This is a genomic window from Pseudoroseicyclus sp. CXY001, from assembly GCF_041714655.1.
Taxonomy (GTDB): domain Bacteria; phylum Pseudomonadota; class Alphaproteobacteria; order Rhodobacterales; family Rhodobacteraceae; genus Pseudoroseicyclus_A.
This window is the reverse complement of sequence record NZ_CP168219.1, coordinates 2,743,195-2,769,786: the sequence shown is the minus strand read 5'-3', so window position 1 is coordinate 2,769,786 and position 26,592 is coordinate 2,743,195. Positions and strand designations below refer to the sequence as shown.

The window sequence follows — 26,592 nt, the reverse complement described above, 5'->3', positions numbered from 1 at the left end:
CGATATGAGGCCAGCCGGGCCTTTCGTCAATCGGGCGCGGATGGGGCGGGGTCGGGGGGCGGTATTAAGGCTCTTGAAAGGATTGCGTGGTAGGGTGCATATTGGAGTAGCCAATGGAGTGCCGATGATGACCCGCCTGCTCACCAACCAGATCGCCACGATGACCGAGATGCGCGACCCGCAGAAGGTGCTCGACCGCGCCCATGGCAAGCCCGTGGCGGTGCTCAGGAATTCCAAGCTCGTGGGTTATTTCGTCCCCGCCGAGGCGACGCTGGACGAGGGCGACAGCCGGCCGGCGACGATGGACGAGGTGATGGCGCACCTGGAAGAGAGCCGTGAGCGCGCCCAGCCCGTGCTCGAGTATCTGCGGGACAAATGAGCTGGGTCACGCTGACCCCGGAGCTTGTCGTTGCCATCCATGACGCGGTCCTCAATCCCGGCGAGCTGCCGGGGCTGGCGAGGGACAAGTCGCTGGAGGGCGCGCTCTTCCGGGTGGAAACCCGCCTCTCCTACGGCATGATCGCCGACGGCTACGACCTCGCCGCCGCGACGGCCGTGGCCGTCTCGACCGGCCATTGCTTCAACGATGGCAACAAGCGCACCGCCTTTCGCGCGATGAACGCCGTCCTCGCGCTGAACGGGCTGGAGGGGGAGTGGGAAACCGCCTGGATCGGCCCGCTCATCATCGAGGTGGCGCAGGGGCGCATCGACGAAGTGGAGCTCGCAGAGCGGCTTCGCGCCCGGGCGACGCGGGGCTGAACGGCCCCGCGACGCGCTCCGGCGCCAGCTCCGGCCCCGCCCCCGGGGCTAGTATTTCGACGGCACGTAGAGCTCGCGCGGCAGTACCGCACGCTCGTAGTCCTGATTGTAGATGCGCTCGGGCAGCGTCACCTCTTCATGCGGCACGTCGCCGTAGGGGATGAGTGACAGGAGGTGGTCGATGCAGTTGAGCCGCGCCCGCTTCTTGTCGTTGCCCTCGACGATGTACCACGGCGCCTCGGGGATGTTCGTGGAGCGGAACATCTCTTCCTTCGCCTTGGTATACTGCTCCCAGCGGACCCGGCTCTGCAGATCCATCGGGCTCAGCTTCCACTGCTTGAGCGGGTCGTGGATGCGCATGAGGAAGCGCATCTGCTGCTCCTCGTCGGTGATGGAAAACCAGTATTTCACCAGCCGGATGCCGGAGCGCACGAGCATCCGCTCGAAATCCGGCACGTCGCGGAAGAACTCGTCGACCTGCCGCTCGTCGGCGAAGCCCATGACCCGCTCAACGCCGGCGCGGTTGTACCAGCTCCGGTCGAAGAGCACGATCTCGCCGCCCGCCGGCAGATGCGGCGTGTAGCGCTGGAAATACCATTGCGTCTTCTCGCGGTCGTTCGGCGCCGGCAGGGCCACGACGCGCACGACGCGCGGGTTGAGCCGCTGCGTGATCCGCTTGATGACGCCGCCCTTGCCGGCGCTGTCGCGGCCCTCGAAGAGCACCACGACCTTCTCGCCCGTGTGGACCACCCAGTCCTGCAGGCGGATCAGCTCGGCCTGGAGCTTCAGGAGCGCCTGCAGATAGGCGGGGCGCGAGAGGGCGTCGGGATGGGCGCGGTCGTAGATGGCCGCGATCTCCTGGCTGAGGATCGAATCCTCCAGCTCCATCTCGATCTCTTCGTCGAGACTGTCGGCGAGCTCTGCCTCCAGCCAGTCCCTGCTGCCGTTCGCGCCGATTTTCATGAAGCCTCCGTCGTCATCCGCGCCTTCAATCATGCCAAGATCACAGGAATATTGCGAGAGCAGGTGAGCCTGAAACGGCCGATCGCGAGCGCGCCCGGAGATTGCGCCGAAGGCGCATTTGCCGCATGATGCGCGCAAGGCAGGAGACAGGCAGACCATGCGTCCATTGATGATTGCGGCGGCGTTTTTCGCCCTAGCGAGCTGTGCCCGGGTGTCGGGCGATGTTGCAAATGCCTGCATGGCAGGCGGGCGGTCGGCGGCAAATCCGGCGCTGTGTTCCTGCGTGCAGCGGGTGGCCGACCAGAGCCTGTCGAACAGCGACCAACGCCGCGCCGCGACCTTCTTTGAGGATCCCCATCTCGCGCAGGAGGCCCGGACGGCCGATACTCCCGCGATGGAAGATTTCTGGCGCCGCTACCGGGCCTTCGCCACCGCGGCGGAGCGCGCCTGCGGCTAGCCGCCGGGCAGGCTGAGCGGCAGCTCGAGCGCCAGCGTCGCGCCGCTCTCGAAGCTCAGCGTGAGGGAGAGGAGATCCCCCTCGTCCATCGGCTCCAGCCCCATCAGCATCAGATGCAGGCCCCCCGGCGCCATCACGATCGCGCCATCTGCAGGGAGGGGCAGGGCGCCGACCGGCTCCATCCGCATCATCCCCTCGGCCTCGACGCTCTCATGCAGCATGGCCTCCGCCGCGAGCGGGCTCGAGGCCCCGGTGAGCGCATCGTCCGGCCCGCCGGGGTTGGCGAGGCTCACATAGGCGGCGGCGGAGGGGGCGCCCGGGTAGGGTAGGGTGAGGTGGCCGCCGGTGACCAGAGGCTCCGCACCGGCGGGGCCGGCCAGCAGGAGGAGCGGCAAGAGCGCCCGCATCAGCCGCCGTTCTGCAGATAGGCCACATAGGCGACGCCGCCCGCGACGATGAGGCCGAGGATGACGGCGATGGCGATCTTGATGGCGCTGTAGGGCCGCTCGCCCTGGACCTCGCCGGATTGCCCGTTGACCACGAAGCGGTAGCTCTTGCCCTTGAACTTGTAGGCCGCCATCCAGACCGGCAGCAGGATATGCTTGTAGGTCACATCCGAGACCTGGGTGGAGACATTCATGACCCGCTGCTCGTCGCCGCCGATATCGGCGCGCACGTCGCGGAGGATCTGGCGGTCCATGATCTGGCGCGCCTCCTCATAGCCCTTGTCGAGCTCGACCTGATAGCCCTCGGCGGTGAAGCCGGCGAGGAAGTCGGGCCGATAGGGCGCGAGCTTCGTCAGGTCCCAGGGCTCGAGCGCATCGGTGTAGCGCTTCGGCAGCGAATGCGAGGCGAGGACGAGCACATCGTCGAACCAGCGCGCCACACGGCCGGATTTCGGCGTCCAGCGCGTGCGCCGCTCGCGGACCTGCGTCGGCTTGCCGTCGCGCATCACGGTCTTGGTGACGTAGTAATAGACGCCCCGCATGCCGACGTATTTCGACTTCGTATCCGCGTCATAGGTCCAGTAGGGCGTATAGAGGCCGGAGAGCTTGCGGCCCTTGCGCGCGTAGTCCTTGAGGCCGTTCGGGGCGAACCAGAGCCGCCCGAGCCACTTGGTCATCGCCGCCCGCGCCTCGGATTCCGACAGCACGAAGGGCAGGACGCCCGCCGGCTTGATCTGCCGCTGGGTGCCGGTATCGGCGACCACCGGCGTGGCGCAGAAGGGGCATTCGGTGGCGTGATCCGCGCCGGTGAACTCGATGCGGGCGCCGCAATTGGGGCAGGGCGTGACGCGCACCTCCTCCATCTCGGCGGCGGGGACGCCGGCGGAGAGCGCCGCCTCGAAATCGTTCTCCTTCAGCGCCTCGGCGGCGTCATCCACGCCGCCCTCGAGCTCGGCCACATTGCCGCAATGATCGCAGATCAGCCGGCCGGTGCCGGGCTCGAAGCGCATGTTGGCGCCGCATTCGTTGCAGGGGAACCGGAATTCCTCTTCCGGGGCGGGGGGCGGCGCGGCACCGTCGAAATCGGTCATGAAAAGGGGCTCTGGTTGAAAAGGGTCAAGGATCTTCGACGACCGGAATGCCGCTCAGGGCCTCCTGATCGAAATTGCTCATGTTGACGCCCATATGCGGGGTCACGCCGTTGCCGTCCCAATGGGTGAGGATGCCGCAGGTCGGGCAGCGGTGGAAATCGGCCACCTTCGCCGCGCGGCGGTAGGTCGCCGTCTCGCCGGAGATGCCGGCGCTCCCGGCCTTGTAATAGCCCCAGCGCGCGCCCGCCCGGCGGCAATAGTCGCAGGGGCAGGCGTTGATCTCGTCGGGCAGGGACGGGACGGTGATGGTCACCGCCCCGCAGTCGCACCGGCCGGTCAGGCTCGCGGCCATGGCTCAGGCGCCCGGCGGCGGGGGCGGCGGGGGATGGACGGTGAAGAGCTGCGCCAGCTCCGGCACGTCGCCGGCCTTCAGCCAGCCATCCTGCCCGGCCGTCCACACCAGCGTGTCGCGGCTGAGCGCGCCCGAGGCCACCTTCTGGCCCATCGTGGCGCGGGAGAAGGGGCCTTCCGTCGCGCCGTTCTCGGCGATATGCCAGACGCTCTCCACCGGGGGCGGCGGCGGCGCGGGCGGGGCGGCAGCGGGCTGCTGCTGCGGGGCGGCGCCCCAGGGCCCGACCTGCCCGGCCATGTTCATGCCCATCCCGGCGCCCATGCCCATGCCCATCGCCGAGCCGGCGGCGCTTTCGGGGTTCTGCATCGCCTCGGCGGCGGAATACTGCATGTAGCGGCCCATGTCGCCGACGATCCCCATCGAGGTGCGCTTGTCGAGCATCGCCTCGACCTCGGCCGGTAGCGAGATGTTCTCGATGTAGAATTCCGGGATCACCAGCCCGTAGGCGGCGATCGTCGGCTTGATGGCCTCGGCCACGACCTTGCCGAGATCGCCGGTGTTCGCCGCCATGTCGAGCACCGGGATGCCGGAGGCGGCGAGCACGCGGGAGGCTTCCTGCACCACGATGTTGCGGATCTGGAAGGAGACCTCGTCGGTGGTGAACTCGCCGTCGGTGCCGACGATCTCCTTCAGGAACACGCCCGGATCGGTGACGCGCATGGAGTAATTGCCGAAGGCACGCAGGCGGATCGGCCCGTATTCGGGGTCGCGGCAGATGATCGGGTTCTTGGTGCCCCACTTCTGGTCGTTGAAGCGGGCGGTATTGACGAAATAGATCTCGCTCTTGAACGGCGACTTGAAGCCGTGGCTCCAGTGCTGGAGCGAGGTCATGATCGGCATGTTGTTCGTCTCGAGCTCGTAGAGCCCGGGCTTGAAGACATCGGCGAGCTGGCCCTCGTGAACGAAGACCGCGGCCTGCCCCTCACGGACGGTCAGCTTGGCGCCGTATTTGATCTCGTGGCCATAGCGCTCGAAGCGCCAGACCATGGTGTCGCGGGTGTCATCGGTCCAGTGAATGACGTCAATGAACTGGCCGGAGAGGAAATCGAGAATGCCCATGGCGGTCACCTTCGCTTGATGAATGGCCTGATGTGGACCGGGCCGTGCCGGCTTGGCAAGAGACTGGCCCCGGAGGTCCCGCGGATCAAGGGAGGAAGGGGGGCAGGTTTTCCCCCTTTTCGGGGTGGAGACCGACACGTGCCGAAGTGCGTAGGGTGGGTTTGTAACCCACCGTGGCGTGACGCTTGTGCGGTACCCCCGCCCGGTACGCGCCGGCACGGCGCAGGGCGAGCGCCGGCCCGTCCCGCGGGTCGGCGCTCTGGTGATGCTGGGCATGAGCTCGGAGCGGGGAGGCAGGTTGCACCATAAAGCGCGATGCGGCACCGGCAGGAGCGCCAACCCCCGGGCCGGCGCTCGCCCTGCGCGGCAACCTTTCGCCCCGGCGGGCGCGGAAGGTGGGTTGCAAACCCACCCTACGCCTCGCGGGGAGGGCGGGACCTCACCGCCCGCTCAGGCCGGGCCGCGGCCCATGAGCTCCGTCGCGATCTGGCGGACGATCGGCGCGGCCTCGGCGGAGCCCATGCCGGGCCGGAGCCGGCGGTCGTAGAGGATCCGCAGGAGAAGCTCGTCCTGCGTGGTCAGGAGCCCGAATTCCTGATCGTCGTTGAAGATCGACGGCCGGGCGCCGGCGCTGTCATTCGTCAGCCCCAGCCCCTGCGCCAGCTCCTCGTGGATGCAGGCGAGGCGGAGGAGGTCCGGGTGCTCGGCGCGGATCAGCGCCACGGCCGAGCCGAAGGCGTTGCCCGTTCGGTCGGCGAAGGAGACGACGAGGCAATAGGTCTCGCGCGGCGGATAGAGGATCGCGCGGAGCGAGGCATCGGGGATGCCCGGCAGAAGCGCGCGGATCCGGGCGGCATAGCCCGGCCGGTCATCCTCGCCGAGGATCAGGACGTGGAAATTCCCCTGGCCGGCCACCGGGCTCACGCTCATCGGCAGGCCGGTCGCGCGCGACAGCCGCGCCGCATAGGCGGTGACATTGGCGCGGTCCTCCGCCGCCTGGGCCGGCGGCACGGAAGCGCCGGCCTCGACATTGAAGACCACCGGCTGTTCCCAGCGGTTCAGCACCGCCGCCGTCGCGCGCGCCTGGTAGGTGCCCGCCGTCTCGACATATTCGTCGAAGAGCGCGATGGCGATGAAGTTGCGCGCCAGCATCGTGTCGGTGAAGGGCGTATCCGGCCCGCCGCCATCGGTGCGCAGGAGCCCCTGGGCGAGGAGCCGCGCCTCCTCGCGCCGGTAATAGGCGGCAAGGTCCGAACTTGCGGCGGAGGGGGCGACGCTTCCCGGCCGGGCCACGGGCGCGACGCTCGGGGCCGCCACCTGGGTCGGGGCCGGGGGCGGGTTGCTGACCGGCGCCGCACAGGCGGCAAGCGCGGCAAGCCCGGAAAATGCCAGCGATTTCAGGGTCGCTCCCCGGTCTGATCTGCCCACGCCGTCCCCCTTCTCTCGATCCGGTCCTAGCAAGGGACAGGCGCCTTTCCAACTGGCGCGGGGCCCCGCCGGTTCCCGCAGGCCGCAGGGCATCACGGGCCATGGCACGAGCGCCACAGCGGCGGCCCCCCGCCGGCCCGCAGCTTCATTCTTGCCAGATACATTTTCCCGGGAAACAATCCCCTTGCCGGTGGGTCACCCGCCGGAATGGGAGGAAGACATGTTCAGATCACTGAAGGGCGCCCTTCTCGCGGGCGCCGCGACCCTTCTGGGCCAAGCCGCCTTCGCCGAGGCGCTGCCCTGCGACGAGAGCCTCGCCGGCGCGCTCGGCCTCGCAGAGGGCACGCGCGTCACTGCCGTGGCCCATATCGACGCCGGCGGAGAGATGCCGGTCGCGCATTGCCAGGTGAGCCTCGTCACCGCCGAGCGGACCGGGGCGGACGGGCAGGATTACGCCATCCGCTTCGAGCTTCGCCTGCCGGACGAGTGGAACGGCTCCTTCGTTCACCAGTTCAACGGCGGCAATGACGGCGCCGTGGTGCCGGCCATGGGCGGGCTTCTCGGGGCGGATACGAGCGATACGGCGCTGTCGCGCGGCTATGCCGTCACCTCGAGCGACGCCGGCCACGACGGCACCGCTCAGGAGGAGACCGCGGGGCTCGCCGCCGGCAACCGCTTCGGCCTCGATCCCGAGGCGCGGCGCAACTACGGCTACGGCGCGGTGGCGACGGTCGATCCGCTCGCCCGGCAGGTCGTCGAGGCCTTCTACGGTGCCGGGATCGACAAGGCCTACGGCATCGGCGGCTCCAATGGCGGCCGCCATGCGATGATCGCCGCCGCCCGGATGCCGGAGGCCTTCGACGGGCTCCTCATCGGCTATCCCGGCTTCAACCTGCCGCAGGCTGCCGTCCAGCACGCCTGGGACGTGCAGAGCGTCAAGCCGGTCACCGGCGACATCCGCACGGCCTTCGCGCCGGAGGACCTCGCGCTGGTGTCGGATGCCATCCTCGCCGCCTGCGACGGGCTCGACGGGCTGGAGGACGGCATCGTCGGCGACAGCGCCGCCTGCCAGGGCGCCTTCGACCTCGCCGCCGTCCAGTGCGAGGCGGGGGCCAACGAGGGCTGCCTCAGCGAGGCGCAGGTCACCGCGCTCGGCCGCATGTTCGAGGGGCCGACCAACTCGGCCGGAGAGCCGCTCTATACGAACTGGGCGTGGGACACGGGCCTCTCCTCCGGCGACTGGCGCTTCTGGAAGCTGGAAAGCCCGATCCCACCCTGGGGCAACATGCCCCTCATCGCGGTGATGGGGGCGGGCTCGCTATCCTACATCTTCACGACGCCGCCGACGGAGGTGGGCGGCTCGCCGGAGGAGCTCGAGGCCTATCTTCTCGGCTTCGATTTCGACGAAGACGCGCCGAAGATCTACGCCAGCGACGAGACCTTCGGCGAATCGGCTATGGAGGCGATGACGCCCCCCGGCGCCGATGACCCCGAGCTCGCCGCTTTCCGCGACGCGGGCGGTAAGATGATCATCGTGCACGGCGTATCCGACCCGGTCTTCTCGGTGCTAGACACCATCAGTTGGTACGAGGCGCTCGACGCCAACAACGGCGACGCGGCGGAGGACTTCGCCATGCTCTACACGGTCCCCGGCATGCCGCATGGCACCGGCGCCGCCTCCACCGGCGATTTCGACCTGATGAGCGCGCTGGAAGCCTGGGTCGAGGAGGGCACCGCCCCGGGGCCCATCGCGGCCGCGACCTTGGCCGGCAGCGAGGCGGAGGCGACGCTCGGCGCCATCTCCCGCCCGCTCTGCCCCTGGCCGCAGGTGGCCCGCTACGAGGGCGGCGACGAAGCGTCGGCGGACAGCTTCACCTGCGAGTGAGCAAAAGGCCGGGGCGCCCAACCGCGCCCCGGCCCTCCGATCCGTCTTTCATCTGGCCAAAAGTACCTCGGGGGTGTGGGGGCAGAGCCCCCACCCTCACCTCACCCCTCCGCCCGCGCCTTCGCCGAAGACAGGGCGCCCTTCAGCTCCCCTTCCATCCGCTGCAGCTCCGCCTCCGCCGCGGCACGCTTCTTCTTGCCCTCGTCGGCAATCGCGAGGCTCTCGTTGATCGCTCCGATCAGCGCCTTGTTGGCGGCATCCACCGCCTCGATGTCGAAGACGCCGCGCTCCATCTCGGTGCGGATCGCCTTGTTGGCGGTGCGCAGGTTCTCGGCGTTGGATTTCAGGAGGTCGTTGGTCAGGTCGTTCGCCTCCTTCACTGCGCTCGCGGCCTCGCCGGAGCGCTGGATGGTCACGGCCTGGGCGAGCTGCGTCTCCCAGAGCGGCACGGTGTTGACCAAGGTCGAATTGATCTTGGTGACCAGCGACTTGTCGTTCTCCTGCACCAGCCGGATCGAGGGGAGCGACTGCATCGTGACCTGCCGCGTGAGCTTGAGGTCATGCACGCGCCGTTCCAGATCGTCGCGCGCGGCGCGCAGGTCACGCAGCTCCTGCGCCGCCATCACGTCGTCATCGGCAACCGCGGCGGCCTTGGCGGGGATCGTCTCGCCGTCGAGCTCGGCGAGCTTCGCCTCGCCGGCGGCGATGTAGAGCGCCACCTCGTCATAGAAGGCGAGCGTCTTCTCGTAGAGCAGGTCGAGGCTCTCGATATCCTTCAACAGGAGGTGCTCGTGCTTCTGCAGGTCGGAGGTGATCCGGTCGATCTGCACCTGCACCTCCTCGAACTTCGCCTGGAACTTGGCGAGCGGCTTGGCGCGGCCGAGCATCCTGTCGAAGAAGGAAGGTTTCCGCCCGAGGTCGAGCTCGCTGACGGAGAAGCCGCGGAGCGCCGCCACGATCTCCTGCAGCGAGTCGCCGGCCGGGCCGACATCCTTGTTGCGCACGCCCTGCAGCATCGTCTGGCTGATGCTCTGCAGCTCGGACTGGGCCGCCGAGCCGAAGCCGACGATGGATTGCGTGGAGCTCATGTCGATCTCGGCCATGCGCTTGCGGATCGCCTCCGACATCTCGGGCGACGCCTCGCTGAGGGGCACCACCGCCTCGGCCGGTAGCGGCTCGGGCAGCACCACGGCCGTCACGGTGTCGATGGTCTTCGAGATCGTTCTGTCGTCAGCCACGGGTCACACCCCCTCGCGTTCCAGCCGCTCGCGCAGCACCTTGATTTCAATGTCCATGCCGGCGCGGTCATTCTCCAGCATTTTCTCGGTGCGGGCGCCGAAATTGCGCTCCAGATCGGCGAGGAGCGCCTCGTAATCGGCCCGCGCTCCCGCGTCGTGGCGGCGCCGGTAGAGCTCGGCGAACTTCACCGAGGCGTCGCGGGCGCCCATCAGATAGACGCCGAGGAAGCGGCGCGCCTCTGTCAGGTCGCGCGGGTCCTCCTCGACGGAGCGGATCATCCGCCGCGCCATGGCCTCGAAGCCCTCGACGCGGGCCTCGAGCTGCCGGTCGCCCAGGGCGGCGATGTCGGCGCGCATCTGGGCAAGATAGGCCTCCGCCTCGTCCACCACCTTGGCGACGCGGCCCTGCTGGAAGCTGTCGACGCCCTCGGGGCGCTTGTTCCTGAGCGGGTCGATGCCGAAGGCGACGAGGCTGAGCGCGAAGGCCGCGAGCCCGTAGAGCGCCGGCCCGGCCAGCCCGTCCTCATGGGCAAAGCCGGCGGCCAGGGTGCCGAGGCCGAGGAGGAGGCTGGCGAGGATCTTCCGCGGCAGTGCCGGCCGCCGCGCGGCGGGCCGGGCGTTCCAGGCCGCCTCGGCGCGCAGCCCCTCGCGCATCAGCCAGGCGGCGCCGGCGATCATGGCGCTGCCCGCGAGCCCCGCGAGCAGCGAGATGGCGCCCCCGAAGAACGAGGTCACGAGAAGCAGCACCGCCGGCAGATAGAGAAGGTTCGCCCCGGCCCCCGCCTGGTCGATCACCGCCTCGTCGAGCACCGCCTGCCGCCGCGCCGCCTCGGCCGGGGGCTTCTGCCCGGCCTTGGGCACCTGCGGAGAATACCGGCCGCCGAACTCGCGCGCCATCACAGGCCCCCCAGAAGGCCGGTGGAGACACCGACGAGCAGCGCGATCAGCACCCCATAGGCGGTGCCGGTCACGGCCGGGGGCAGGGCGCCCTCGCGCGTCAGCCGCGCGGGGCCGGGGCGCCCTCGGGCAAGCCGAAAGAGCACCATGGCCGCCAGAGCGCAGGTGGCGACGAGCAGGAGGAGGAAGACGAAGAGCATCAAACGGATCATCAGGCCTCACTTTAGGGCGGGGCAGGGGGCAGGCAATAGATTGGGCCGCAGGGGGCGCCCTGAAAGGGGGAAAATCGGGAAATCCCGCTCATTCGCCCCGTTTCGGCCCCCGCCCCCCGGGTTTCGGGCCGGTCCGGGGCCCGGATTTCGGCTTTCCGCCGGGCCGCGCCACGCCGAAGCTCCGCCCCTCGGGCCGGGCGCTGCCCTCGCGCCTGGGCCCGCCGCTGCGCCCGGGCTTGCCGGGCGCGTCCGCCCCCGCCGCGCCGCGCGCCTTGAAGCTCCGCCCCGTGCCCTCGGGCTTGCCGCCCCGCGGGCCCTTGGCCCCGTCGCGGCCGGGGCTGTCGTCGCCCCGCTCGGTCTTGCCGGGCCCGCCCGCGCTGAACCGGCGCCCGGAGCCTTCCGGCCGCGCGCCGCGCGGCCCCTTGCCCTCCGGCCGCTGCGGCCGCTTGCCAGGCTTGCCGCCCGCCTTGCCGCCCGGTTTGCCGGCCCGCTTCGCCGTGCCCTCGCCCTGCGCCTCCCGCTCGCCGAGCTGGTCTCGCAGGACGCGCCCGCGCACCTCCTCCACCGCCCCCTCGGCGAGGTTGCCGAGCTGGAACGGCCCGTAGGAGATGCGGATCAGCCGGTTCACCACCAGCCCGATCACCTCCACGGCCCGCCGGATCTCGCGGTTCTTCCCCTCGCGGAGGCCGATGGTCAGCCAGGCGTTGGCGCCCTGCTGGCGGTCGAGCCGCACCTCCATCGGCTGGAAGCGCTCGCCGTCGATCTCGATGCCCTTGCGCAGACGGTCGAGCGCCGCCTCGTCCACCGTGCCGTTGACGCGCACCCGGTAGCGGCGGAGCCAGCCGGTCGACGGCAGCTCGAGCTTCCGCTTCAGCTCGCCATCGTTGGTGAGAAGGAGGAGCCCCTCGGAATTGAGGTCGAGCCGCCCGACGGAGACGACGCGCGGCATGTCCTCCGGCATCTTGTCGAAGACCGTCTCGCGGCCCTTCTCGTCCTTCGCCGAGGTCACCAGCCCCTTCGGCTTGTGATAGAGCCAGAGCCGCGCCGGCTCCGGCTCGGCCAGGGGCTTGCCGTCGACGGTGACGCGGTCGCGCCCGGTGACGTTGAGCGCCGGGCTGTCGATGACCTGCCCGTTCACGGCAACGCGCCCTTCGGCGATCATCCGCTCCGCCTCGCGGCGCGAGGCGACGCCGGCGCGGGCGAGGCGCTTGGCGATCCGGTCTCCGTCAGGAGATGTCGGCGGGGTTTTCCCGGGGGGCTTGGGCGTGTCACTCATGCCGCCTCCCCTATCCGCTCCCGCCCGCTCTTGCCAGCGCCGCCCGCGCCGGGGCATGTCCCGGCCATGGAGTTTATCAGCCATATGGAGGCCGCTCTCGCCGAGGCCCGCGCCGCCGCCGCCCGCGGCGAGGTGCCGGTTGGCGCCGTGATCGTCTCCGCGGCGGGCGAGGTGCTCGCCGCCGCCGGCAACCGCACCCGCGAGCTCGCCGACCCCACGGCCCATGCCGAGATGCTGGCCATCCGCGCCGCCTGCGCCGCCACCGGGTCTGAGCGGCTCCCCGGCGCCGCGCTCTATGTCACGCTCGAGCCCTGCCCGATGTGCGCCGCCGCCATCTCCGCCGCGCGGATCGCCCGGCTGGTCTACGGCGCGCCCGACCCCAAGTCCGGCGGCGTCGCCCACGGCCCCCGCATCTTCTCCCACCCCCAGGCCCACCACCGCCCCGAGGTGATCGACGGCATCGCCGAGGCCGAGGCCGCCGCGCTTCTGCGCGCCTTCTTCGGCCCCCTCCGCCCCTGATCCCTTTCATCTGGCCAAAAATACCTCGGGGTCCGGGGCAGAGCCCCGAATGTCCCGCCGCCCTCACATGTCCCGCCGCTTGTGGCCACACCCCCCAGGCCCGATACTCCCCCCATGAGTCTGCCGCCCACCTTCCTCGATGACCTCAAGACCCGCCTGAGCCTTGCTCAGGTCGTCGGGCGCAAGGTCATCTGGGATCGCAAGAAGTCGAACCCTGCCAAGGGCGACCTCTGGGCGCCGTGCCCCTTCCATCAAGAGAAGACGGCGAGCTTCCATGTCGATGACCGGAAGGGCTTTTACTATTGCTTCGGCTGCCACGCGAAGGGCGACGCCGTCTCCTTCGTGCGCGAGACCGAGAACATGGGCTTCATGGAGGCCATCGAGCTTCTCGCCCGCGAGGCGGGGATGGAGATGCCGGCCCGCGACCCCGCCGCCGCCCAGAAGGCCGACGAGCGCACCCGCCTCGCCGAGGTGATGGAGGCGGCGCTCCGGTTCTACAGGCTGCAGCTCAAGACCGGCGCCGCCGCCGATGCGCGCGATTATCTGGCGAAGCGCGGCCTTTCCTCCGAGGCGCAGGACAGGTGGGAGATCGCCTTCGCCCCCGACAGCCGCACCGCGCTCGCCCAGCACCTCCAGGGCCAGGGCGTCTCCACTGAGCTCGCCGACCAGGCGGGGCTGGTGATCGTGCCGGAGGGCGGCGGCGCGCCCTATGACCGGTTCCGGGGGCGCATCCTCTTTCCCATCCGCGACGGGCGGGGGCGGCTTATCGCCTTCGGCGGGCGGGCGATGGACCCCAATGCCCGCGCCAAATACCTCAACTCGCCGGAGACGCTGCTCTTCGACAAGGGCCGGTCGCTCTACAACCAGCAGCGCGCCCGCGAGGCGGCCGGCAAGGGCCATCCGCTGGTCGTGGCCGAGGGCTACATGGATGTGATCGCGCTGGCGGAGGCGGGGTTCGAGGCTGCCGTCGCGCCGCTGGGCACGGCGGTCACCGCCGACCAGCTCCAGCTCCTCTGGCGCTTCTCCGACGAGCCGGTGCTGGCGCTCGACGGCGATGCCGCCGGCCAGCGGGCGGCGCTCCGCGTCATCGACCTCGCCCTGCCGCTCCTTCAGTCCGGTAAGTCGCTGCGCATCGCGCTGATGCCCGAGGGGCAGGACCCGGACGACCTCATCAAGGCGAAGGGCCGCGAGGCCATGGCGGAGGTGATCGAGGGCGCGCGACCGCTCATCGACCTCCTCTGGCAGCGAGAGACGGAAGGAAAGGTGCTCGACAGTCCCGAGCGCCGGGCGTCGCTCGACAAGCGGCTCCGCGAGGTGATCGGCACGATTCAGGACAAGGCGCTCCGCCGCCACTACGGCGAGGAGATCGGCCGCCTCCGCCGCGAGGCCTTCGGCGGTGGCGGCGGCGCCCCCCGCGACGGCGCGCCCCGGCGTGACTGGCAGCCCCGCCCGCGCGGCCAGTGGAAGGACGGCAAATGGCTGCCGTCGCAGCCGCCGGCGCGCAGCGAGACGCGGCTCACCGTCCTGCCCGAGGGCAGCGAGGACAGGGTTCTGGAGGCGGCGCTCCTCGGCATCCTCGCGCTCAATCCGGGTGTGCTGCCGGAGTTCCTCTCCGAGCTCGAGATGTTCGAGTGCCGCCACGCGCCGCACGAGCCGCTCCGCCGCGCGCTCCTCGCCGCCGCCGAGGCGCCGGAGCCGGGTGTTGCGCTCGGCGCATCCATCGGGACGGAGGCCCTTGAAAATCTGCGCAACGACCGCCATCTGGCCGTCATCCCCGCCATCCGCCGCGCCGGAGATGCCGAGCTTGCCCGGCTCTCGGTCGCCGAAGGGCTCGCGGGGCTGAAGGCGCGGCGCGGCCATCAGGCGGCGCTCGCGGAGGCGATGGAGGACATCGGCGAGGTCGAGGACGAATGGCTCACCCGCCGCCTCGAGGAGGCCGCAGCGGCGCTCGATCCGACGCGGCGGCTGGAGGCGGGCGACAAGCGGGCCACCCTGACCGCACCCAACGGTGCCGCCATCGACAGGGAAGAGAGCGCTGCTCTCGATGCGCTGATCGGCCAGCTCGGCCAGATGAAACCGCCCAAAGGGCGGCAGCGTTAGACCCCGGTAGAGGGGTTCGGGAGGGCGATCCGGCACAGCCGGGCCGCAGTGTTTTTGGATTTTCACGCACGCCGGTTGCGAATCGCCGGACTGCGCGATTGATTCGGATGAATCGGTTGAGGGCGAATCACTGATTCGTTCGAGCCCTGAATGAGGAGCGCCCCATGGCGAAGGACACCGACGACGCCCCGCAAAGCGAAGATCAGGACGGCGACATCTCGCTCGACATGAGCCAGGCCGCGGTCAAGCGCATGATTGCCGAGGCGCGCGAGAAAGGGTCCATCACCTACGATCAGCTCAACGCCGTCCTGCCGCCCGATCAGGTCTCCTCCGACCAGATCGAGGATGTTATGTCGATGCTCTCCGAAATGGGCATCCAGGTCACCGATCAGGACGACGAAGAGGACGAGGACGCCGACGACGGCAAGGGCGGCTCCCGCGAGGTGGCGACGACCTCTTCCGGCGGGCGCGAGGTCACGCTCGGCTCCGGCGAACAGGAAAAGCTCGACCGCACCGACGACCCGGTGCGCATGTATCTGCGCGAGATGGGCTCGGTCGAGCTCCTCTCCCGCGAGGGCGAGATCGCCATCGCCAAGCGCATCGAGGCCGGCCGCAACACGATGATTGCCGGGCTCTGCGAGAGCCCGCTGACCTTCCAGGCCATCACGATCTGGCGCGACGAACTTCTGAGCGAAGACATCCTGCTCCGCGACGTGATCGACCTCGAGGCGACCTTCGGCAACCAGCTCGGCGATGACGAGGGCGACGAGCCCGTCGTCGAGAATTCCGGCTCGGAAGAGGGCGGCTCCGGCGAGCGCGACAAGGGCACTGAGCTCGACGCCGATGGCAACCCCATCGCGCGCGACGACGACGACGATGACGACGAGCAGGCCAACATGTCGCTCGCCGCCATGGAGGCGGCGCTGAAGCCGCGCGTTCTGGAAACGCTCGAGAAGATTGCCAACGACTTCGGCAAGCTCTCCGAGATGCAGGACGCCCGGATGTCGGCGACCCTCAACGAGGACGACAGCTTCTCCGCCACCGAAGAGACGAATTACCAGCAGCTCCGCGCCGGCATCGTCGAGCTGGTGAACTCGCTTCATCTGCACAACGGCCGGATCGAGGCGCTGATGGACCAGCTCTACGGCCTCAACCGCCGGGTGATGGCCATCGACAGCGGCATGGTGAAGCTGGCCGACCAGGCCCGCATCAACCGCCGCGAGTTCATCGACGCCTATCGCGGCCGCGAGCTCGACCCCTCGTGGCTCGACGAGATGGCAGAGAAGACCGGCCGCGGCTGGCAGGCGCTGATCGAGCGCTCCTCCGAGCGGATCGAGACCTTGCGCGCCGAGATGGCCCAGGTCGGCCAATATGTCGGCGTCGACATCTCGGAGTTCCGGCGGATCGTCCAGCAGGTGCAGAAGGGCGAGAAGGAAGCCCGTCAGGCGAAGAAGGAAATGGTGGAAGCCAACCTTCGCCTCGTGATCTCCATCGCCAAGAAATACACGAACCGGGGCCTTCAGTTCCTTGATCTCATTCAGGAAGGCAACATCGGCCTCATGAAGGCCGTCGACAAGTTCGAGTATCGCCGCGGCTACAAGTTCAGCACTTATGCAACCTGGTGGATCCGTCAGGCCATCACGCGGTCGATCGCCGATCAGGCCCGGACGATCCGTATCCCGGTCCACATGATCGAGACGATCAACAAGCTCGTCCGCACTGGCCGGCAGATGCTGCACGAGATCGGCCGTGAGCCGACGCCGGAAGAGCTGGCCGAGAAGCTGCAGATGCCGCTCGAGAAGGTCCGCAAGGTGATGAAGATCGCCAAGGAGCCGATCTCGCTCGAGACGCCCATCGGCGACGAGGAGGACAGCCAGCTCGGCGACTTCATCGAGGACAAGAACGCCATCCTGCCGCTCGACAGCGCCATTCAGGAGAACCTGAAGGAGACGACGACGCGGGTGCTCGCCTCGCTGACGCCGCGGGAGGAGCGGGTGCTGCGCATGCGCTTCGGCATCGGCATGAACACCGACCACACGCTCGAAGAGGTGGGCCAGCAGTTCTCGGTGACGCGCGAGCGGATCCGGCAGATCGAGGCGAAGGCGCTCCGTAAGCTCAAGCACCCCTCGCGGAGCCGGAAGCTGCGCTCGTTCCTGGACCAGTAGGGTGGGGCTTTTCGGCAAGCTCTTCGGTGGAGGTGGCGGTGCCTCGGGGCCAGAGGCCAAGCCGTTGGAATACAAGGGCTACGCCATCTACCCCGAGCCGATCCCCGACGGCGGCAAGCATCGCATCGCGGCGCGGATCGAGAAGGAGATCGGCGGCGCGGTGAAGACCCACAAGCTCGTCCGAGCCGACCTGCTCGACGATCACAGCTCCGCCGCCGAGGCCGCGGTCGGCAAGGCGAAGCTGATGATCGACCAGCAGGGCGACCGGATCTTCGACTGAGGGCGCCCCGCGATGAGGCTGTTCGGCCGGAGCCGCCACATCGATCTGTCCCGCCCCATAGACCTCTCCCGCTACGTCCATGTCATCTCGCTCGGCTGCAATTGCCAGGTCACCCACCAGCTTCGTCGCATCACGGGGGAGGACGGGGCCCAGCTCCTCGACTGGTTCGTCACTCCCCAGGCCGGCGCGCTGGCCGCCTGCGAGGGCCGCGTGGACGGCTTGCTGACGGAGGAGGCGACCGATCTGCACCCGGCCGGCATACCCGTCGACAGGGCCACGCAGATCCGCTTCGTCCATGAGGCCAAGTCCGCCGACAGTCTCGCCGGAATGATCGCGGCCAACGCCCCCCGGATCGCCGAGCTCAAGCGCCGTTGGCACGCGCTTCTCGCTTCGTCCGAGCCGATCCTCTTCGTCCGCCTGCGCGGCCCGAACGAGCTGGTCGGCTACACCGACCCCGCCGGCTTCATCCGCGCCGAATCCCGTGCCCTAAGCGAGGCCCTCGCCCGCAGCCGCCCCAGGGCGGTCAGCGACCTGCTCTTCGTGATGGCCGAGGGCGACCCGGTCCCGGCCTCGACCCCCGCCATCCGCTACGCCTCGGTCGCCCCGGGCGAGACATGGCACGGCAACGACAGCGCATGGAACGCCCTCTTCCGGCCTCCGCGCGAGGCCGCGTTCAGCCGGCTCAAGCGATTTCTGGGTGGCTCGCCGCCCTCCTGAAGGGCCGGGCGAGAGTAGGGCGGGCTTCAGCCCGCCACCCCTTCGCCCCGAAAGCCCAAGCCCCCCGCCCTACACGGCCGGCGCGCCGAACCCCTCCGGATAGACCTCCGCCAGCGCCGCCTTCAGCGGCTCCAGCCTTGCCCCGTAGCGCCGCCAGCGGCCGATTGCCCCGGGCCCGAGCGGCTGGCGGACCTGCCAGGTGGAGAGCGTCTGCACCGAGCCGCCGCTGCGGTGATCGAGGCAGGCGGGCTCCCAGTCCAGCCCGAGAAAGCCGAGCACCTCGCGAAGGACCGGCTCGGGGCCCGTCACCAGCGCCTCGTAGCTCACCTCGTGGATGCGCCCCGGCAGCGCCGCCTGCCAATGCGCCATCAGCCGGCGATGGGCGAGGTAGTGGGCGGCCAGCCCCTCAAGGCTGCGCGTGTAGCTGTGGAAGGGGCCGAGCGGCTGCAGGTAGCAGGAGGTGAGCATGTCGAGCGGATCGCGCCGCATGGCAAGGACGCGCCCCTCCGGGAAGAGCCGCGAGAAGAGCCCGATCAGCTCGAAATTGTGGAGCCTCTTGTCGATGGCGCGCCCCTCCCCGGCGCTTCGCGCCACGATCGCCTGATAGCCCTTCGCCAGCCGCGCCGCCTGTCCGTGGCCGAGGCCGGAGGTCAGCGCCGCGAGCGCCGGCCCGTCGCGGAGCGCCACGCCCTCGCCCTTGACCATCAGCGCCAGTGCCTCGGATTCGCCCGCCGCCGAGAGCGCCGGATGCCGGGCGAGCATCTGTTCGAGCAGCGTCGAGCCGGAGCGGGGCAGGCCGGTGATCAGCACCGGCGCCGGGCCTTCGGGCCCGACCGGGGCGCCGGGCGGCGCGGCGGTGAGGGCATCGACGAAGGCCTCATAGGCGGCGGCGTCGTAGGTGAGCCCCTCGGCCGCCTTCGCCTCGGCATGGAGCGCCAGCGCCTCCTCATGCGCGCCCTGATCGTCCCGCGCCTTGGCGAGCGCGGCGAGCGGCGCGGAGAGGGCCGGGCCGCCGGCTTTGCGGAGGCGGGGGACGAGGCTGTCCCTCAGATGCAGGTAGAGCGGGTCGTCCTCGGCGATGCGGCCCGTGCGGGCCCAGATGCCGTAGAGATGCGAATTGTCGGGCGCGTCCGTGAAGAGAGCGTGGCAGGCGGCCGCCGCCTCCTCCAACCGCCCCGCATTGCGCAGGCTCGTGGCGATCTGCAGCCGGGCGGGCAGGTGGCCGGGCGCGAGGCGGAGCGCCTCCTCCGCCGCCGCGAGCGCCGCCTCGCTCTGCCCCATGCGCTCGGCGAGCGCGGCGGCGACGTAATGGACATCGGCCTCCTTCGGGGCGAGCGCGCGGGCGCGGGAGAGATGGGCCTCGGCCGCCGGGAAGTCCTGCAGGAGCGCCGCCGCCTCCGCCGCCTCCAGCCGCGCCCGGGCGGAGGAGGGGGCCGCCTTCACCGCCTTCTCGGCGGCGGCACGGGCGGCGCCGGGCTCGCGGGTCAGCCGGTTGTGCACCTGGGCGAGGGTCAGCAGGAGCGCCGCATCCTTCGGCCGCTGGCGCAGCGCCGCCTCGATCAGCCCCGCCGCCTCGCGCCCCCGCCCGGCGCGGATCGCCGCGGTGATGCGCTGGCCGATTGGTGCTGCCGCTGGCCGGAGTGCCATATCATCTCCCCTTTGCCCCGAGCCAGACCATGCCGGCGGGAGGCTTTCAAGTCTGCCCCTTGCACGCCGGGCCCTTGCAAGCCCGCCCCTTGCAAGCCGGCCGCCCGCGGGTGAGGCTCGGCCCATGCACGAGACCTTCACCATCGCCACCTCCGGCCCCGGCCTTTATGAGTTCACGGATGAGGTGGCCCGCTGGGTCGCGCGGGCCGAGGGGGGAGAGGGCGTGCTCACCCTCTTCGTCCGCCACACCTCCTGCTCGCTCCTGATCCAGGAAAATGCCGATCCGGAGGTGCAGACAGACCTGTCTGTCTGGCTCGGCAAGCTGGTGCCGCCCTCCGACGATCCGTCCATGTCCTACCTGACCCATACCTATGAGGGGCCGGACGACATGCCGGCCCATATCAAGGCCGCGATCCTGCCGGTGAGCCTGTCTGTCCCCGTGTTGGGGGGCTGCATGGCGCTCGGCACATGGCAGGGGATCTACCTCTTCGAGCACCGCCGCCGCCCGCACCGGCGCGAGGTGGTGGCGATGCTGCGCTAAGCCGAGAGCGCGGGAGTGTCTGGTGTCGCCCTCTATCTTGCGGCGCCAATTCGCCCCTACCCAACCCCTGCCAAGGCCCCTATAGTGCCAGTGGGACGAATGAGGGGCGCCCCAAGCGGCGTCAGAGAGGCGAAGCATGCGCTGCCCGTTTTGCGGAAATGTCGACACCCAGGTGAAGGATTCTCGCCCGGCGGAGGACCATGTGGCCATCCGCCGCCGGCGGTTCTGCCCGGCCTGCGGCGGGCGGTTCACCACCTATGAGCGGGTGCAGCTCCGCGACCTCGTCGTCATCAAGACCTCCGGCCGCCGCGAGGACTTCGACCGCGACAAGCTCGAGCGCTCCATCCGCATCGCCATGCAGAAGCGGCCGATCGAGCCGGAGCGGATCGACCAGATCATCTCCGGCATCGTGCGGCGGCTCGAAAGCATGGGCGAGACGGACATCCCCTCCAAGGTGATCGGCGAGATCGTCATGGAGACGCTGCACCGGATCGACACGGTCGCCTATGTGCGCTTTGCCAGCGTTTACAAGAACTTCCAGGATCCCGACGATTTCGACAAATTCGTCGCCGAGCTGCGCCCCAAGGCTCCGTCGGACGAGTGACACCCGCCGCGGGCGCCGAGGCTGACCGCCGCCACATGGCCCATGCGCTGGCTATAGGCCGGCGGAGCATGGGGCAGGCCTGGCCCAACCCCGCCGTCGGCTGCGTGCTGGTGAAGGACGGCCGCGTCCTCTCCCGTGGCTGGACGGCGCCGGGCGGGCGGCCCCATGCGGAGGTCGCTGCCCTGACCGCCGCCGGAGAGGCGGCGCGCGGCGCCACGGCCTATGTCACGCTCGAACCTTGCGCCCACCACGGCCAGACGCCGCCCTGCGCCGAGGCGCTGGTGGCGGCGGGGGTCGCCCGCGTGGTCATCGCCGCGCCCGACCGCGACCCGCGGGTGGCCGGCAAGGGGGTGGCGATCCTGAGGTCGGCCGGGGTGGAGGTGACGGAAGGCGTGCTCCGTACCGAGGCCGAGCGCGACCTCGCCGGCTTCCTCACCCGCTTCACCACCGGGCGCCCCTGGCTGACGCTGAAGCTCGCCGCCAGCCTCGACGGGCGCATCGCCACGGCGACGGGGGAGAGCCAGTGGATCACCGGCCCGGCGGCGCGGGCGGCGGTGCAGGGGATGCGCGCCTCCCATGACGCGGTGATGGTCGGCGGCGGCACGGCGCGGGCGGACGATCCGAACTTGACGCTCCGCGGCATGGGCGCGCGGCGGGCGCCGGTGCGCGTCGTCCTCTCCCGCCGGCTCGACCTGCCGGCGGAGAGCTACCTGGCGCGGACGGCGCGCGAGGTGCCGCTCTGGCTCGTCCATGGCGCCGGGCTCGGCCCCGAGGCGGGCGCGCCGTGGGAGGCGCTCGGCGCCGAGCTGATCGAGGCGCCGGTCGCTGCCCAGCAGATCGACCCGGCCGGGGCGCTGGCCGCGCTGGCGGCGCGGGGCATCACGCGGGTCTTCTGTGAGGGCGGCGGCGGGCTCGCGGCCTCCCTCCTCGCGGGCGGGCTTGTGGATGAGCTGGTGCTCTTCACCGCCGGCACCGGCATCGGGGCGGAGGGCACGCCGGCGCTCGCCGCCATGGGCCTCGGCGCGCTGGCGGAGGCGCCGCGGCTGGAGCTGGCGGAGCTGCGGGCCGTCGGCGGGGATGTGATGAGCGTCTGGAGGAGGGGGGCTCTGCCCCCCGTCGCCTGAACGGCGACTCCCCCCGCGGGTATTTGCAGAAAAGCGAGAGAGGCTCAGCGCCAGAGATGGGCGCGGCTGGCGAGGAGGCCCTGGGCCTTGGCGAGGAGCCGGTTGGCGGCGCCGGGATGCGGGATGGTGCCGGTGGCGAGGCGCTCGAGCGCGACCTCGGGCGGGCAGGGGCGGCGCGTCACCGGATCCATGTAGCGCGGATAGGCGATGAGCGCCGCATGGGCGAGGGCGATGACATCGGGGCGGGCCGAGCGGCGGGGGAGGGGGGCGCCGAGGTCATTCGTCAGGCCCCAGCCGGCGTAGAAGGGCTGGCCGAGGGTGGTGACCGGGATTTCGCGGAGGAGCGCCTCGAAGCCGAGGGTGGAGGTGATCGTCCAGACCTCGTCCACCTCGCGGAGGAGGGCCACGGGGTCGGCCTTGGTCAGCACCGCATCGGCGAGCTCGGCGGCATCGGGCACGGCGCCGGGGCGGAGCCCGGCCTCGACGTCGGGATGCGGCTTGTAGAGGATGAGCGCCCCGGGATTGGCGGCGCGGGCGGCGGCGATCAGGGCGCGGTTGGTGCGCACCTCGCCGGCGCCGAGGCGGATGGAGGCATCGTCCTCCACCTGGCCGGGCACGAGGATGCGGCGGCCATGGGGCAGCCCCTCCGGCAGGCCGGCGCCGCCGAGGTTGTACTTGGTGATCCCCGCCTCTGTCAGGCGCGTCACCAGCGCCTCGGCCCGGGCCCGGGCCGTGGCGGGCAGATCCTCGCTCTGGGCGATGAGGCGCTCGAGGCGGCTTTCGGTGCGCGGATCGTAGTAGATGCCGAGGTCGTCGAGGGCGAGGGAGAGGGGCGGCACCAGCTCCGCCCCGAGCCCGCGCGAGCGGAGGAACCCGTCCTCGATCTGCACCGCGCCCGGCACCTCGCGCCCGGCCCAGGAGAGAAGGCGGCGGCCGCTCTCTTCCGCCAGCCGCGCGGCCGTCTCGGCTGGGTCGGCGAAGCGGAGCGGGCCTTGCAGGAAGCCGGCGAGGGGGCGGCGCTTCCAGAGGCGAATGTTCGTGGCGACGTAGCCCGGGTGGTCCTCGCGATGGGCGCGGGTCTCGGCCTCCAGCGTGTCGATGACCTCCTCCAGCGAGGCGAGGCGGTCGCGATAGGGGCAATACCAGCGGGGCGCGAGGATCATGGCAGCGGCGAAGAGCTGCGCCGGGGTGAGGCGCCGCTGGCGGCGGGGCAGGTCGGCGCGATCCTCCGTCAGCCCCCAGCCGGCATAGAAGGGCTGGCCGAAGACATGGGGCCGGTGGCCGGCGAGGATCGCCTCGAAGCCGAGCTGGGAGGAGAAGGTATAGACCGCGATGGCCCCCTCGAGAAGCGCATGGGGCGAGACCGGCGCGTCGTAGAGCTCGCCCGGATCGTCGGCGCGGAAATGGCCGGGGCGATGGCCGGCGCGCGTCTCGGGATGGGTCTTGAGGAGGATGCGGGCGCCGGGATGGGCCAGCCGCGCCTCCGTCAGCATCTCGAGAAAGGTGTTGCGGCCGGCGCCGAGGAGCGAGGCATCCCCCGCCGTCTGGTCGATCACCAGCACATAGCCGGGCTCCGGCGGGGGGAGCACGGTATCGTGCAAGTTGTATTTCGACAGATGGAGCGCGCGGATCCGGGCGATGGCCGCCTTGGCGCGTTGCAAAAGGGCATGATCGTCGAGCGGGTTTGTGGCGAGGAGCGTCTCGAGATCCGAGGCCCGCCGCCCGTCAAAATGCAGGCCCGTCTCGTCGATCAGGAGCCCCATGGGCGGCTCGCCGCTCCGCCCGGGGCGGAGGGAGCGAAGGAACGCATCCTCTACCCGCACCAGCTTCGCGCCGCGCCGCGCCGCCACCCGCTCGCCGCGCCAGGCGGTGGGGGAGGCGCCCCAGAGGCCCACGAGGTCGCCCTCGGACGGCACCCCCAGCGAAACGTCATAGCCGGAGAGGGCGAGGATGCGCCGGATGCGCCGGTTGAGGAAGCCGCCGTTGAAGACGAAAAGGCGCCGCGAGGTCTCCCCCGCGGCGCCCATGCCTTGGCTCACTCGAAGCTGCTGGCGACGGAATTGATGGCGTCCACCGAGGCCAGCGTGCCGGTGATCGAGGCGATCACCTTGCTGAACTGCGAGAAGGGCGCCTCGGTCACATAGACCGTATCCTCGTCGCGCACCGCGAAGTCGCGGGCAAAGAACAGCCCGTTCGGCCGCGTCAGATCAAGGACATAGACGACGCGCTGCGTGCCGGTGAGCGTGTTCACCCCGGTGAGCTGGCGGGCGATCTCCTCCGGCTCGTTGCGGAAGATGAAGACACCCGTCGGGTCGGCCGCGGCCGAGGACAGGCCGCCGACCTGGGCGATGGCCTCGATGGCGCTGATCGTCTTGGAGGTGAAGGGCACCAGATCCTGCCGGCCGGTGGCGCCGAGCGCGGTGAAGGAGCGGGTGTCCTCCTCCACGACGATGCGATCGCCGGCGCGGAGCGGGATGTCGTTCTGCGGGTAGTCGTAGATGTCGGTGAACCAGGCCGTCGCGCGCTGGCCGCCGCGCACGACGGTGACGAGGGCGATCTCGGGTTCGATGGTGACGCCGCCGGCCTCGGCCAGCATGGCGGCCAGCGTGCGGGTCGGCCGTTCGATCGGATAGACGCCCTGGGCGCCGACGGCGCCGACGACCGAGACCGTCGAGCCGTCCCCGGCCAGCCGGCGCACCTGCACCTGCGGGTCCGGCGTCTGCTCTTCGAGCTGTTCGGAGATGATGCGGCGGATCGCCTCCGGCGTGTTGCCGGCGGCGCGGATGCGGCCCGCATAGGGCACGAAGATGAAGCCGGCGCCGTCGACCTGCACCTCGTCGAGCACCGTGGCGTTCTGCCCGGTCGGCACCATCAGACCGTCGTCGACATTCTCCCAGATCGTCAGGCCGAGCACGTCGCCCGGCTGGATCGTGTCGGAGCCGAGGATCCCGGCATTGACGAAACTCTCGGTGAAGCCGAGCGCCGGCGAGACGCCGGCGATCAGGTTGATGCGATCATCGACCATCAGGATGAAGCTGTCGCCCTCGCGCAGCACCGATCCGGCGTAGATCTCGTTGCGGTTGGGGCCAGAGCGCGGCAGGCCGCAGGTGGCCAGGAGCGTGAGCGCCACAATCGCGGCGACGCCCCGCGCGAAGCGCGTGGATTTGGTGATCACTGCCCGGTCTCCTCGACCTGTTATTCTGCCTCACGTTTGGGCTGCAAGCTATCGGGGAGGCAGCAAAAAAGCCAGACGGGCAGGGTGGCGCGGCAGGCCGGGTGTTGCCCGGGCGCCGCGCCCGGGGGCGCGGGCCGCAACATCTGGCTGCCCTCAGGTCACCACACGCAAGCTCTGCCGCGGCGCCGCGGTGCCGGAGAGGAGCGCGTCATAGGGGTCCTCGTCGGCGAGCATCATGTCCACCACCTGGCGGAGGAGCTGCCGCCGGCCGGAGGTGGAGTAGAAGCCGCCGGGGAGCTGGCTCGTCTCCAGCAGATACCGCCGGTAGTCGCGATAGGCGTGGCCATTGGGGCGGGTCGGCTGCGAGAAGAACTCCGGCAGCGGCTGGGCAGAGACGAACTCGTCCTTGGCATAGACGGCGCGCCCGAAGACCTTCAGCGGAATGCCCCGCCAGAGCACCTGCTGGGCGGCGGTGGAATTCACCGTGACGGCCGTCCGCGCGTGGTTGAGAAGCCGCGCCAGCTTGCCGCCGGGCACGTAATGCACCCGCCCTTCCAGCCCGTGCCGCTTCGCCAGATCCGCGAGCTGGCGCTTGTAGGGGTTGCGGCCCATCTCCAGCGGATGGGCCTTGAAGACGAGATGGTGGTGGCGCGGCGCGCCGGCGGCGAAGCCCTCGACCACCAGCGACATGAACTCCTCCATCGTCTCGAAGGGCGAATGCACCTGGAAGGAGCTGTCATGCTCGAGCTGCATGAGCACGAGGTGATAGGGAAAGCCGCCGCCGGTGATGCGCCGCGTCAGCCAGCGCCGCTCCAGCGCCAGCCAGGGCATGAGCGCCAGGCGGCGGGTGTAGAGCTTCGCCTCAGACCAGATCGGCAGGGCGCGATGGGGCGTGAAGTTCCGGTAGTCGCCGTTCCGGAAGAGAACGAACCAGTGATAGAGCGCGCCGTAGAAGATGTGCTGGCGCATGTCGCCCCAATGGGCCGGCGGCTCGGGGACCTCGAGATCCGACATCTCGAGCGCCCGCGCCATGCTCGCGATCGACATCTCCATCAGCCGCGAATGGCCGTTCGAGCCGCCCCGCTCGTAGGTGACCCACCAGGGCCGCATGTAGCCTTCCTCGAAGACGTGGATGCGCAGGCCGAGGGCCCGCGCGCGCTCGATGGCGGCGACATGGACGGGCCGTGTGTCTCCGTAGAGCACGATATCGGTGATGGCATGGGCATGGACGATGCCGGCGAAGGCCTCCTGCCAGGCGTCGAGCGAGCCGTGATAGGGGATGTAGCCGGGCGCGCCCATCCAGAAGGCGCGGTCGCCGGCATTGAAGCCGATGCGATGTACCTCGGCGCCGGCCGCGGTGAGCATCCGCCCCAGCCGGTGAAAGAAGGGCCCGTGCGGCCCTTGCAGAAACAGAAAGCGCCTGTCGGGTGCTGGCATGACCATGGCGACCCCTTACATCTTCAGCCTGAATATCCCTTTTATCGCCCTAAGCACGGCTTTGGGCGGAAAAGGGGCAGCATTGGGGAAATGCCGCAGGCCCCGGCCTTGCTGGGCCGGGCGGGCGGAGCTACGGGTCAGGGCATCAGGAGGCAGAGCC

At 70.3% G+C, this 26,592-nt stretch carries 26 protein-coding genes; 12 read left to right on the top strand and 14 right to left on the bottom strand.

The window, feature by feature from the left end; translation table 11 throughout:
- The first annotated feature begins 124 nt into the window (after positions 1-124).
- A complete protein-coding gene (locus ACAZ03_RS13515; RefSeq protein ID WP_373354365.1) occupies positions 125-379 on the top strand; it encodes a hypothetical protein in 255 nt (84 codons plus the stop codon).
- On the top strand, positions 376-759 hold the full coding sequence (locus tag ACAZ03_RS13510; protein ID WP_373354363.1) for a type II toxin-antitoxin system death-on-curing family toxin: 384 nt from the start codon (positions 376-378) through the stop codon (positions 757-759). The genes ACAZ03_RS13515 and ACAZ03_RS13510 overlap by 4 nt, the downstream gene beginning before the upstream one ends.
- Before the next feature lie 48 nt (positions 760-807).
- On the opposite strand, the gene ppk2 is transcribed toward ACAZ03_RS13510, so the two are convergent.
- Complete coding sequence (gene ppk2, locus ACAZ03_RS13505) at positions 808-1,722, bottom strand: polyphosphate kinase 2 (RefSeq protein WP_373354361.1); 915 nt, start codon at positions 1,720-1,722, stop codon at positions 808-810.
- 238 nt (positions 1,723-1,960) lie between these two features.
- Between ppk2 and ACAZ03_RS13500 the strand changes: the two genes are divergently transcribed.
- On the top strand, positions 1,961-2,179 hold the full coding sequence (locus tag ACAZ03_RS13500) for an arginine transporter (RefSeq protein WP_373354359.1): 219 nt from the start codon (positions 1,961-1,963) through the stop codon (positions 2,177-2,179).
- Here ACAZ03_RS13500 and ACAZ03_RS13495 read toward each other — a convergent pair.
- From ACAZ03_RS13495 to ACAZ03_RS13475, 5 genes are all read right to left on the bottom strand, one after another.
- Entirely contained in the window at positions 2,176-2,586 is a 411-nt protein-coding gene (locus tag ACAZ03_RS13495; protein ID WP_373354357.1) for a copper chaperone PCu(A)C, read from the bottom strand. The genes ACAZ03_RS13500 and ACAZ03_RS13495 overlap by 4 nt on opposite strands.
- Positions 2,586-3,716 carry a TFIIB-type zinc finger domain-containing protein gene (locus ACAZ03_RS13490; RefSeq protein ID WP_373354355.1) on the bottom strand — a complete coding sequence of 377 codons (1,131 nt, stop codon included), beginning with the start codon at positions 3,714-3,716 and terminating at the stop codon, positions 2,586-2,588. Before ACAZ03_RS13490 ends, ACAZ03_RS13495 begins: the two co-directional genes overlap by 1 nt.
- A 25-nt stretch (positions 3,717-3,741) precedes the next feature.
- Entirely contained in the window at positions 3,742-4,068 is a 327-nt protein-coding gene (locus ACAZ03_RS13485) for a GFA family protein (protein WP_373354353.1), read from the bottom strand.
- 3 nt (positions 4,069-4,071) lie between these two features.
- A complete protein-coding gene (locus tag ACAZ03_RS13480) occupies positions 4,072-5,187 on the bottom strand; it encodes an SPFH domain-containing protein (RefSeq protein ID WP_373354351.1) in 1,116 nt (371 codons plus the stop codon).
- A 450-nt stretch (positions 5,188-5,637) separates the two neighbouring features.
- Complete coding sequence (locus tag ACAZ03_RS13475) at positions 5,638-6,615, bottom strand: DUF2927 domain-containing protein (RefSeq protein WP_373354349.1); 978 nt, start codon at positions 6,613-6,615, stop codon at positions 5,638-5,640.
- Positions 6,616-6,835: 220 nt separating this feature from the next.
- On the opposite strand from ACAZ03_RS13475, the gene ACAZ03_RS13470 reads away from it, so the two are divergent.
- Positions 6,836-8,500, top strand: coding sequence for a tannase/feruloyl esterase family alpha/beta hydrolase (locus tag ACAZ03_RS13470; protein ID WP_373354347.1), 1,665 nt, complete (start codon positions 6,836-6,838; stop codon positions 8,498-8,500).
- Positions 8,501-8,601: 101 nt separating this feature from the next.
- Here ACAZ03_RS13470 and ACAZ03_RS13465 read toward each other — a convergent pair whose 3' ends face one another.
- The 4 genes from ACAZ03_RS13465 to ACAZ03_RS13450 all read right to left on the bottom strand — a co-directional run bounded on the left by ACAZ03_RS13465 (position 8,602) and on the right by ACAZ03_RS13450 (position 12,123).
- Positions 8,602-9,738 (bottom strand): toxic anion resistance protein, encoded by a 1,137-nt coding sequence (locus ACAZ03_RS13465; protein WP_373354345.1) that lies wholly within the window; start codon positions 9,736-9,738, stop codon positions 8,602-8,604.
- Positions 9,739-9,741: 3 nt separating this feature from the next.
- Entirely contained in the window at positions 9,742-10,635 is an 894-nt protein-coding gene (locus tag ACAZ03_RS13460) for a 5-bromo-4-chloroindolyl phosphate hydrolysis family protein (RefSeq protein WP_373354343.1), read from the bottom strand.
- Complete coding sequence (locus ACAZ03_RS13455) at positions 10,635-10,847, bottom strand: hypothetical protein (RefSeq protein WP_373354341.1); 213 nt, start codon at positions 10,845-10,847, stop codon at positions 10,635-10,637. The genes ACAZ03_RS13460 and ACAZ03_RS13455 overlap by 1 nt, the downstream gene beginning before the upstream one ends.
- Before the next feature lie 88 nt (positions 10,848-10,935).
- Positions 10,936-12,123: a pseudouridine synthase gene (locus tag ACAZ03_RS13450; protein ID WP_373354340.1), complete on the bottom strand. Its 1,188-nt coding sequence runs from the start codon at positions 12,121-12,123 to the stop codon at positions 10,936-10,938.
- Positions 12,124-12,189: 66 nt separating this feature from the next.
- Between ACAZ03_RS13450 and ACAZ03_RS13445 the strand changes: the two genes are divergently transcribed.
- The 5 genes from ACAZ03_RS13445 to ACAZ03_RS13425 all read left to right on the top strand — a co-directional run bounded on the left by ACAZ03_RS13445 (position 12,190) and on the right by ACAZ03_RS13425 (position 17,904).
- A complete protein-coding gene (locus ACAZ03_RS13445; RefSeq protein ID WP_373354338.1) occupies positions 12,190-12,642 on the top strand; it encodes a nucleoside deaminase in 453 nt (150 codons plus the stop codon).
- A 114-nt stretch (positions 12,643-12,756) separates the two neighbouring features.
- Positions 12,757-14,742: a DNA primase gene (dnaG, locus tag ACAZ03_RS13440; protein WP_373354336.1), complete on the top strand. Its 1,986-nt coding sequence runs from the start codon at positions 12,757-12,759 to the stop codon at positions 14,740-14,742.
- 164 nt (positions 14,743-14,906) lie between these two features.
- Positions 14,907-16,907: an RNA polymerase sigma factor RpoD gene (gene rpoD / locus ACAZ03_RS13435; RefSeq protein ID WP_373354335.1), complete on the top strand. Its 2,001-nt coding sequence runs from the start codon at positions 14,907-14,909 to the stop codon at positions 16,905-16,907.
- A 1-nt stretch (position 16,908) separates the two neighbouring features.
- Entirely contained in the window at positions 16,909-17,187 is a 279-nt protein-coding gene (locus tag ACAZ03_RS13430; protein ID WP_373354333.1) for an HlyU family transcriptional regulator, read from the top strand.
- A 12-nt stretch (positions 17,188-17,199) separates the two neighbouring features.
- Positions 17,200-17,904 carry a hypothetical protein gene (locus ACAZ03_RS13425; RefSeq protein WP_373354331.1) on the top strand — a complete coding sequence of 235 codons (705 nt, stop codon included), beginning with the start codon at positions 17,200-17,202 and terminating at the stop codon, positions 17,902-17,904.
- A 69-nt stretch (positions 17,905-17,973) separates the two neighbouring features.
- Here the strand turns inward: ACAZ03_RS13425 and ACAZ03_RS13420 are convergent, their stop codons facing one another.
- The gene (locus ACAZ03_RS13420; protein WP_373354329.1) at positions 17,974-19,551 is read right to left on the bottom strand and encodes a sulfotransferase; all 1,578 of its coding nucleotides are present in this window, start codon (positions 19,549-19,551) and stop codon (positions 17,974-17,976) included.
- Positions 19,552-19,675: 124 nt separating this feature from the next.
- Here ACAZ03_RS13420 and ACAZ03_RS13415 point away from each other — a divergent pair, with 124 nt between their 5' ends.
- From ACAZ03_RS13415 to ribD, 3 genes are all read left to right on the top strand, one after another.
- Positions 19,676-20,092 carry a secondary thiamine-phosphate synthase enzyme YjbQ gene (locus tag ACAZ03_RS13415; protein ID WP_373354327.1) on the top strand — a complete coding sequence of 139 codons (417 nt, stop codon included), beginning with the start codon at positions 19,676-19,678 and terminating at the stop codon, positions 20,090-20,092.
- A gap of 136 nt (positions 20,093-20,228) precedes the next feature.
- Positions 20,229-20,696: a transcriptional regulator NrdR gene (gene nrdR / locus ACAZ03_RS13410; protein ID WP_373354325.1), complete on the top strand. Its 468-nt coding sequence runs from the start codon at positions 20,229-20,231 to the stop codon at positions 20,694-20,696.
- A gap of 35 nt (positions 20,697-20,731) precedes the next feature.
- Positions 20,732-21,820: a bifunctional diaminohydroxyphosphoribosylaminopyrimidine deaminase/5-amino-6-(5-phosphoribosylamino)uracil reductase RibD gene (ribD, locus tag ACAZ03_RS13405; protein ID WP_373357085.1), complete on the top strand. Its 1,089-nt coding sequence runs from the start codon at positions 20,732-20,734 to the stop codon at positions 21,818-21,820.
- A 44-nt stretch (positions 21,821-21,864) separates the two neighbouring features.
- Here ribD and ACAZ03_RS13400 read toward each other — a convergent pair whose 3' ends face one another.
- From ACAZ03_RS13400 to ACAZ03_RS13390, 3 genes are all read right to left on the bottom strand, one after another.
- Positions 21,865-23,847 (bottom strand): capsular polysaccharide biosynthesis protein, encoded by a 1,983-nt coding sequence (locus ACAZ03_RS13400; protein ID WP_373354323.1) that lies wholly within the window; start codon positions 23,845-23,847, stop codon positions 21,865-21,867.
- A gap of 8 nt (positions 23,848-23,855) precedes the next feature.
- Positions 23,856-24,995 (bottom strand): polysaccharide biosynthesis/export family protein, encoded by a 1,140-nt coding sequence (locus tag ACAZ03_RS13395; protein ID WP_373354322.1) that lies wholly within the window; start codon positions 24,993-24,995, stop codon positions 23,856-23,858.
- A 153-nt stretch (positions 24,996-25,148) separates the two neighbouring features.
- Positions 25,149-26,438, bottom strand: a complete 1,290-nt coding sequence (locus ACAZ03_RS13390) for a capsule biosynthesis protein (RefSeq protein ID WP_373354320.1) — start codon at positions 26,436-26,438, stop codon at positions 25,149-25,151.
- Positions 26,439-26,592 lie beyond the last annotated feature (154 nt).

Coding starts and splice junctions, on each gene's coding strand:
- ACAZ03_RS13515 (WP_373354365.1), top strand. CDS start 125: ATGATGACCCGCCTGCTCACCAACCAGATCGCCACGATGACCGAGATG.
- ACAZ03_RS13510 (WP_373354363.1), top strand. CDS start 376: ATGAGCTGGGTCACGCTGACCCCGGAGCTTGTCGTTGCCATCCATGAC.
- ppk2 (WP_373354361.1), bottom strand. CDS start 1,722: ATGAAAATCGGCGCGAACGGCAGCAGGGACTGGCTGGAGGCAGAGCTC.
- ACAZ03_RS13500 (WP_373354359.1), top strand. CDS start 1,961: ATGGCAGGCGGGCGGTCGGCGGCAAATCCGGCGCTGTGTTCCTGCGTG.
- ACAZ03_RS13495 (WP_373354357.1), bottom strand. CDS start 2,586: ATGCGGGCGCTCTTGCCGCTCCTCCTGCTGGCCGGCCCCGCCGGTGCG.
- ACAZ03_RS13490 (WP_373354355.1), bottom strand. CDS start 3,716: ATGACCGATTTCGACGGTGCCGCGCCGCCCCCCGCCCCGGAAGAGGAA.
- ACAZ03_RS13485 (WP_373354353.1), bottom strand. CDS start 4,068: ATGGCCGCGAGCCTGACCGGCCGGTGCGACTGCGGGGCGGTGACCATC.
- ACAZ03_RS13480 (WP_373354351.1), bottom strand. CDS start 5,187: ATGGGCATTCTCGATTTCCTCTCCGGCCAGTTCATTGACGTCATTCAC.
- ACAZ03_RS13470 (WP_373354347.1), top strand. CDS start 6,836: ATGTTCAGATCACTGAAGGGCGCCCTTCTCGCGGGCGCCGCGACCCTT.
- ACAZ03_RS13460 (WP_373354343.1), bottom strand. CDS start 10,635: ATGGCGCGCGAGTTCGGCGGCCGGTATTCTCCGCAGGTGCCCAAGGCC.
- ACAZ03_RS13455 (WP_373354341.1), bottom strand. CDS start 10,847: ATGATCCGTTTGATGCTCTTCGTCTTCCTCCTCCTGCTCGTCGCCACC.
- ACAZ03_RS13450 (WP_373354340.1), bottom strand. CDS start 12,123: ATGAGTGACACGCCCAAGCCCCCCGGGAAAACCCCGCCGACATCTCCT.
- ACAZ03_RS13445 (WP_373354338.1), top strand. CDS start 12,190: ATGGAGTTTATCAGCCATATGGAGGCCGCTCTCGCCGAGGCCCGCGCC.
- dnaG (WP_373354336.1), top strand. CDS start 12,757: ATGAGTCTGCCGCCCACCTTCCTCGATGACCTCAAGACCCGCCTGAGC.
- rpoD (WP_373354335.1), top strand. CDS start 14,907: ATGGCGAAGGACACCGACGACGCCCCGCAAAGCGAAGATCAGGACGGC.
- ACAZ03_RS13425 (WP_373354331.1), top strand. CDS start 17,200: ATGAGGCTGTTCGGCCGGAGCCGCCACATCGATCTGTCCCGCCCCATA.
- ACAZ03_RS13420 (WP_373354329.1), bottom strand. CDS start 19,551: ATGGCACTCCGGCCAGCGGCAGCACCAATCGGCCAGCGCATCACCGCG.
- ACAZ03_RS13415 (WP_373354327.1), top strand. CDS start 19,676: ATGCACGAGACCTTCACCATCGCCACCTCCGGCCCCGGCCTTTATGAG.
- nrdR (WP_373354325.1), top strand. CDS start 20,229: ATGCGCTGCCCGTTTTGCGGAAATGTCGACACCCAGGTGAAGGATTCT.
- ribD (WP_373357085.1), top strand. CDS start 20,732: ATGGCCCATGCGCTGGCTATAGGCCGGCGGAGCATGGGGCAGGCCTGG.
- ACAZ03_RS13400 (WP_373354323.1), bottom strand. CDS start 23,847: ATGGGCGCCGCGGGGGAGACCTCGCGGCGCCTTTTCGTCTTCAACGGC.
- ACAZ03_RS13390 (WP_373354320.1), bottom strand. CDS start 26,438: ATGGTCATGCCAGCACCCGACAGGCGCTTTCTGTTTCTGCAAGGGCCG.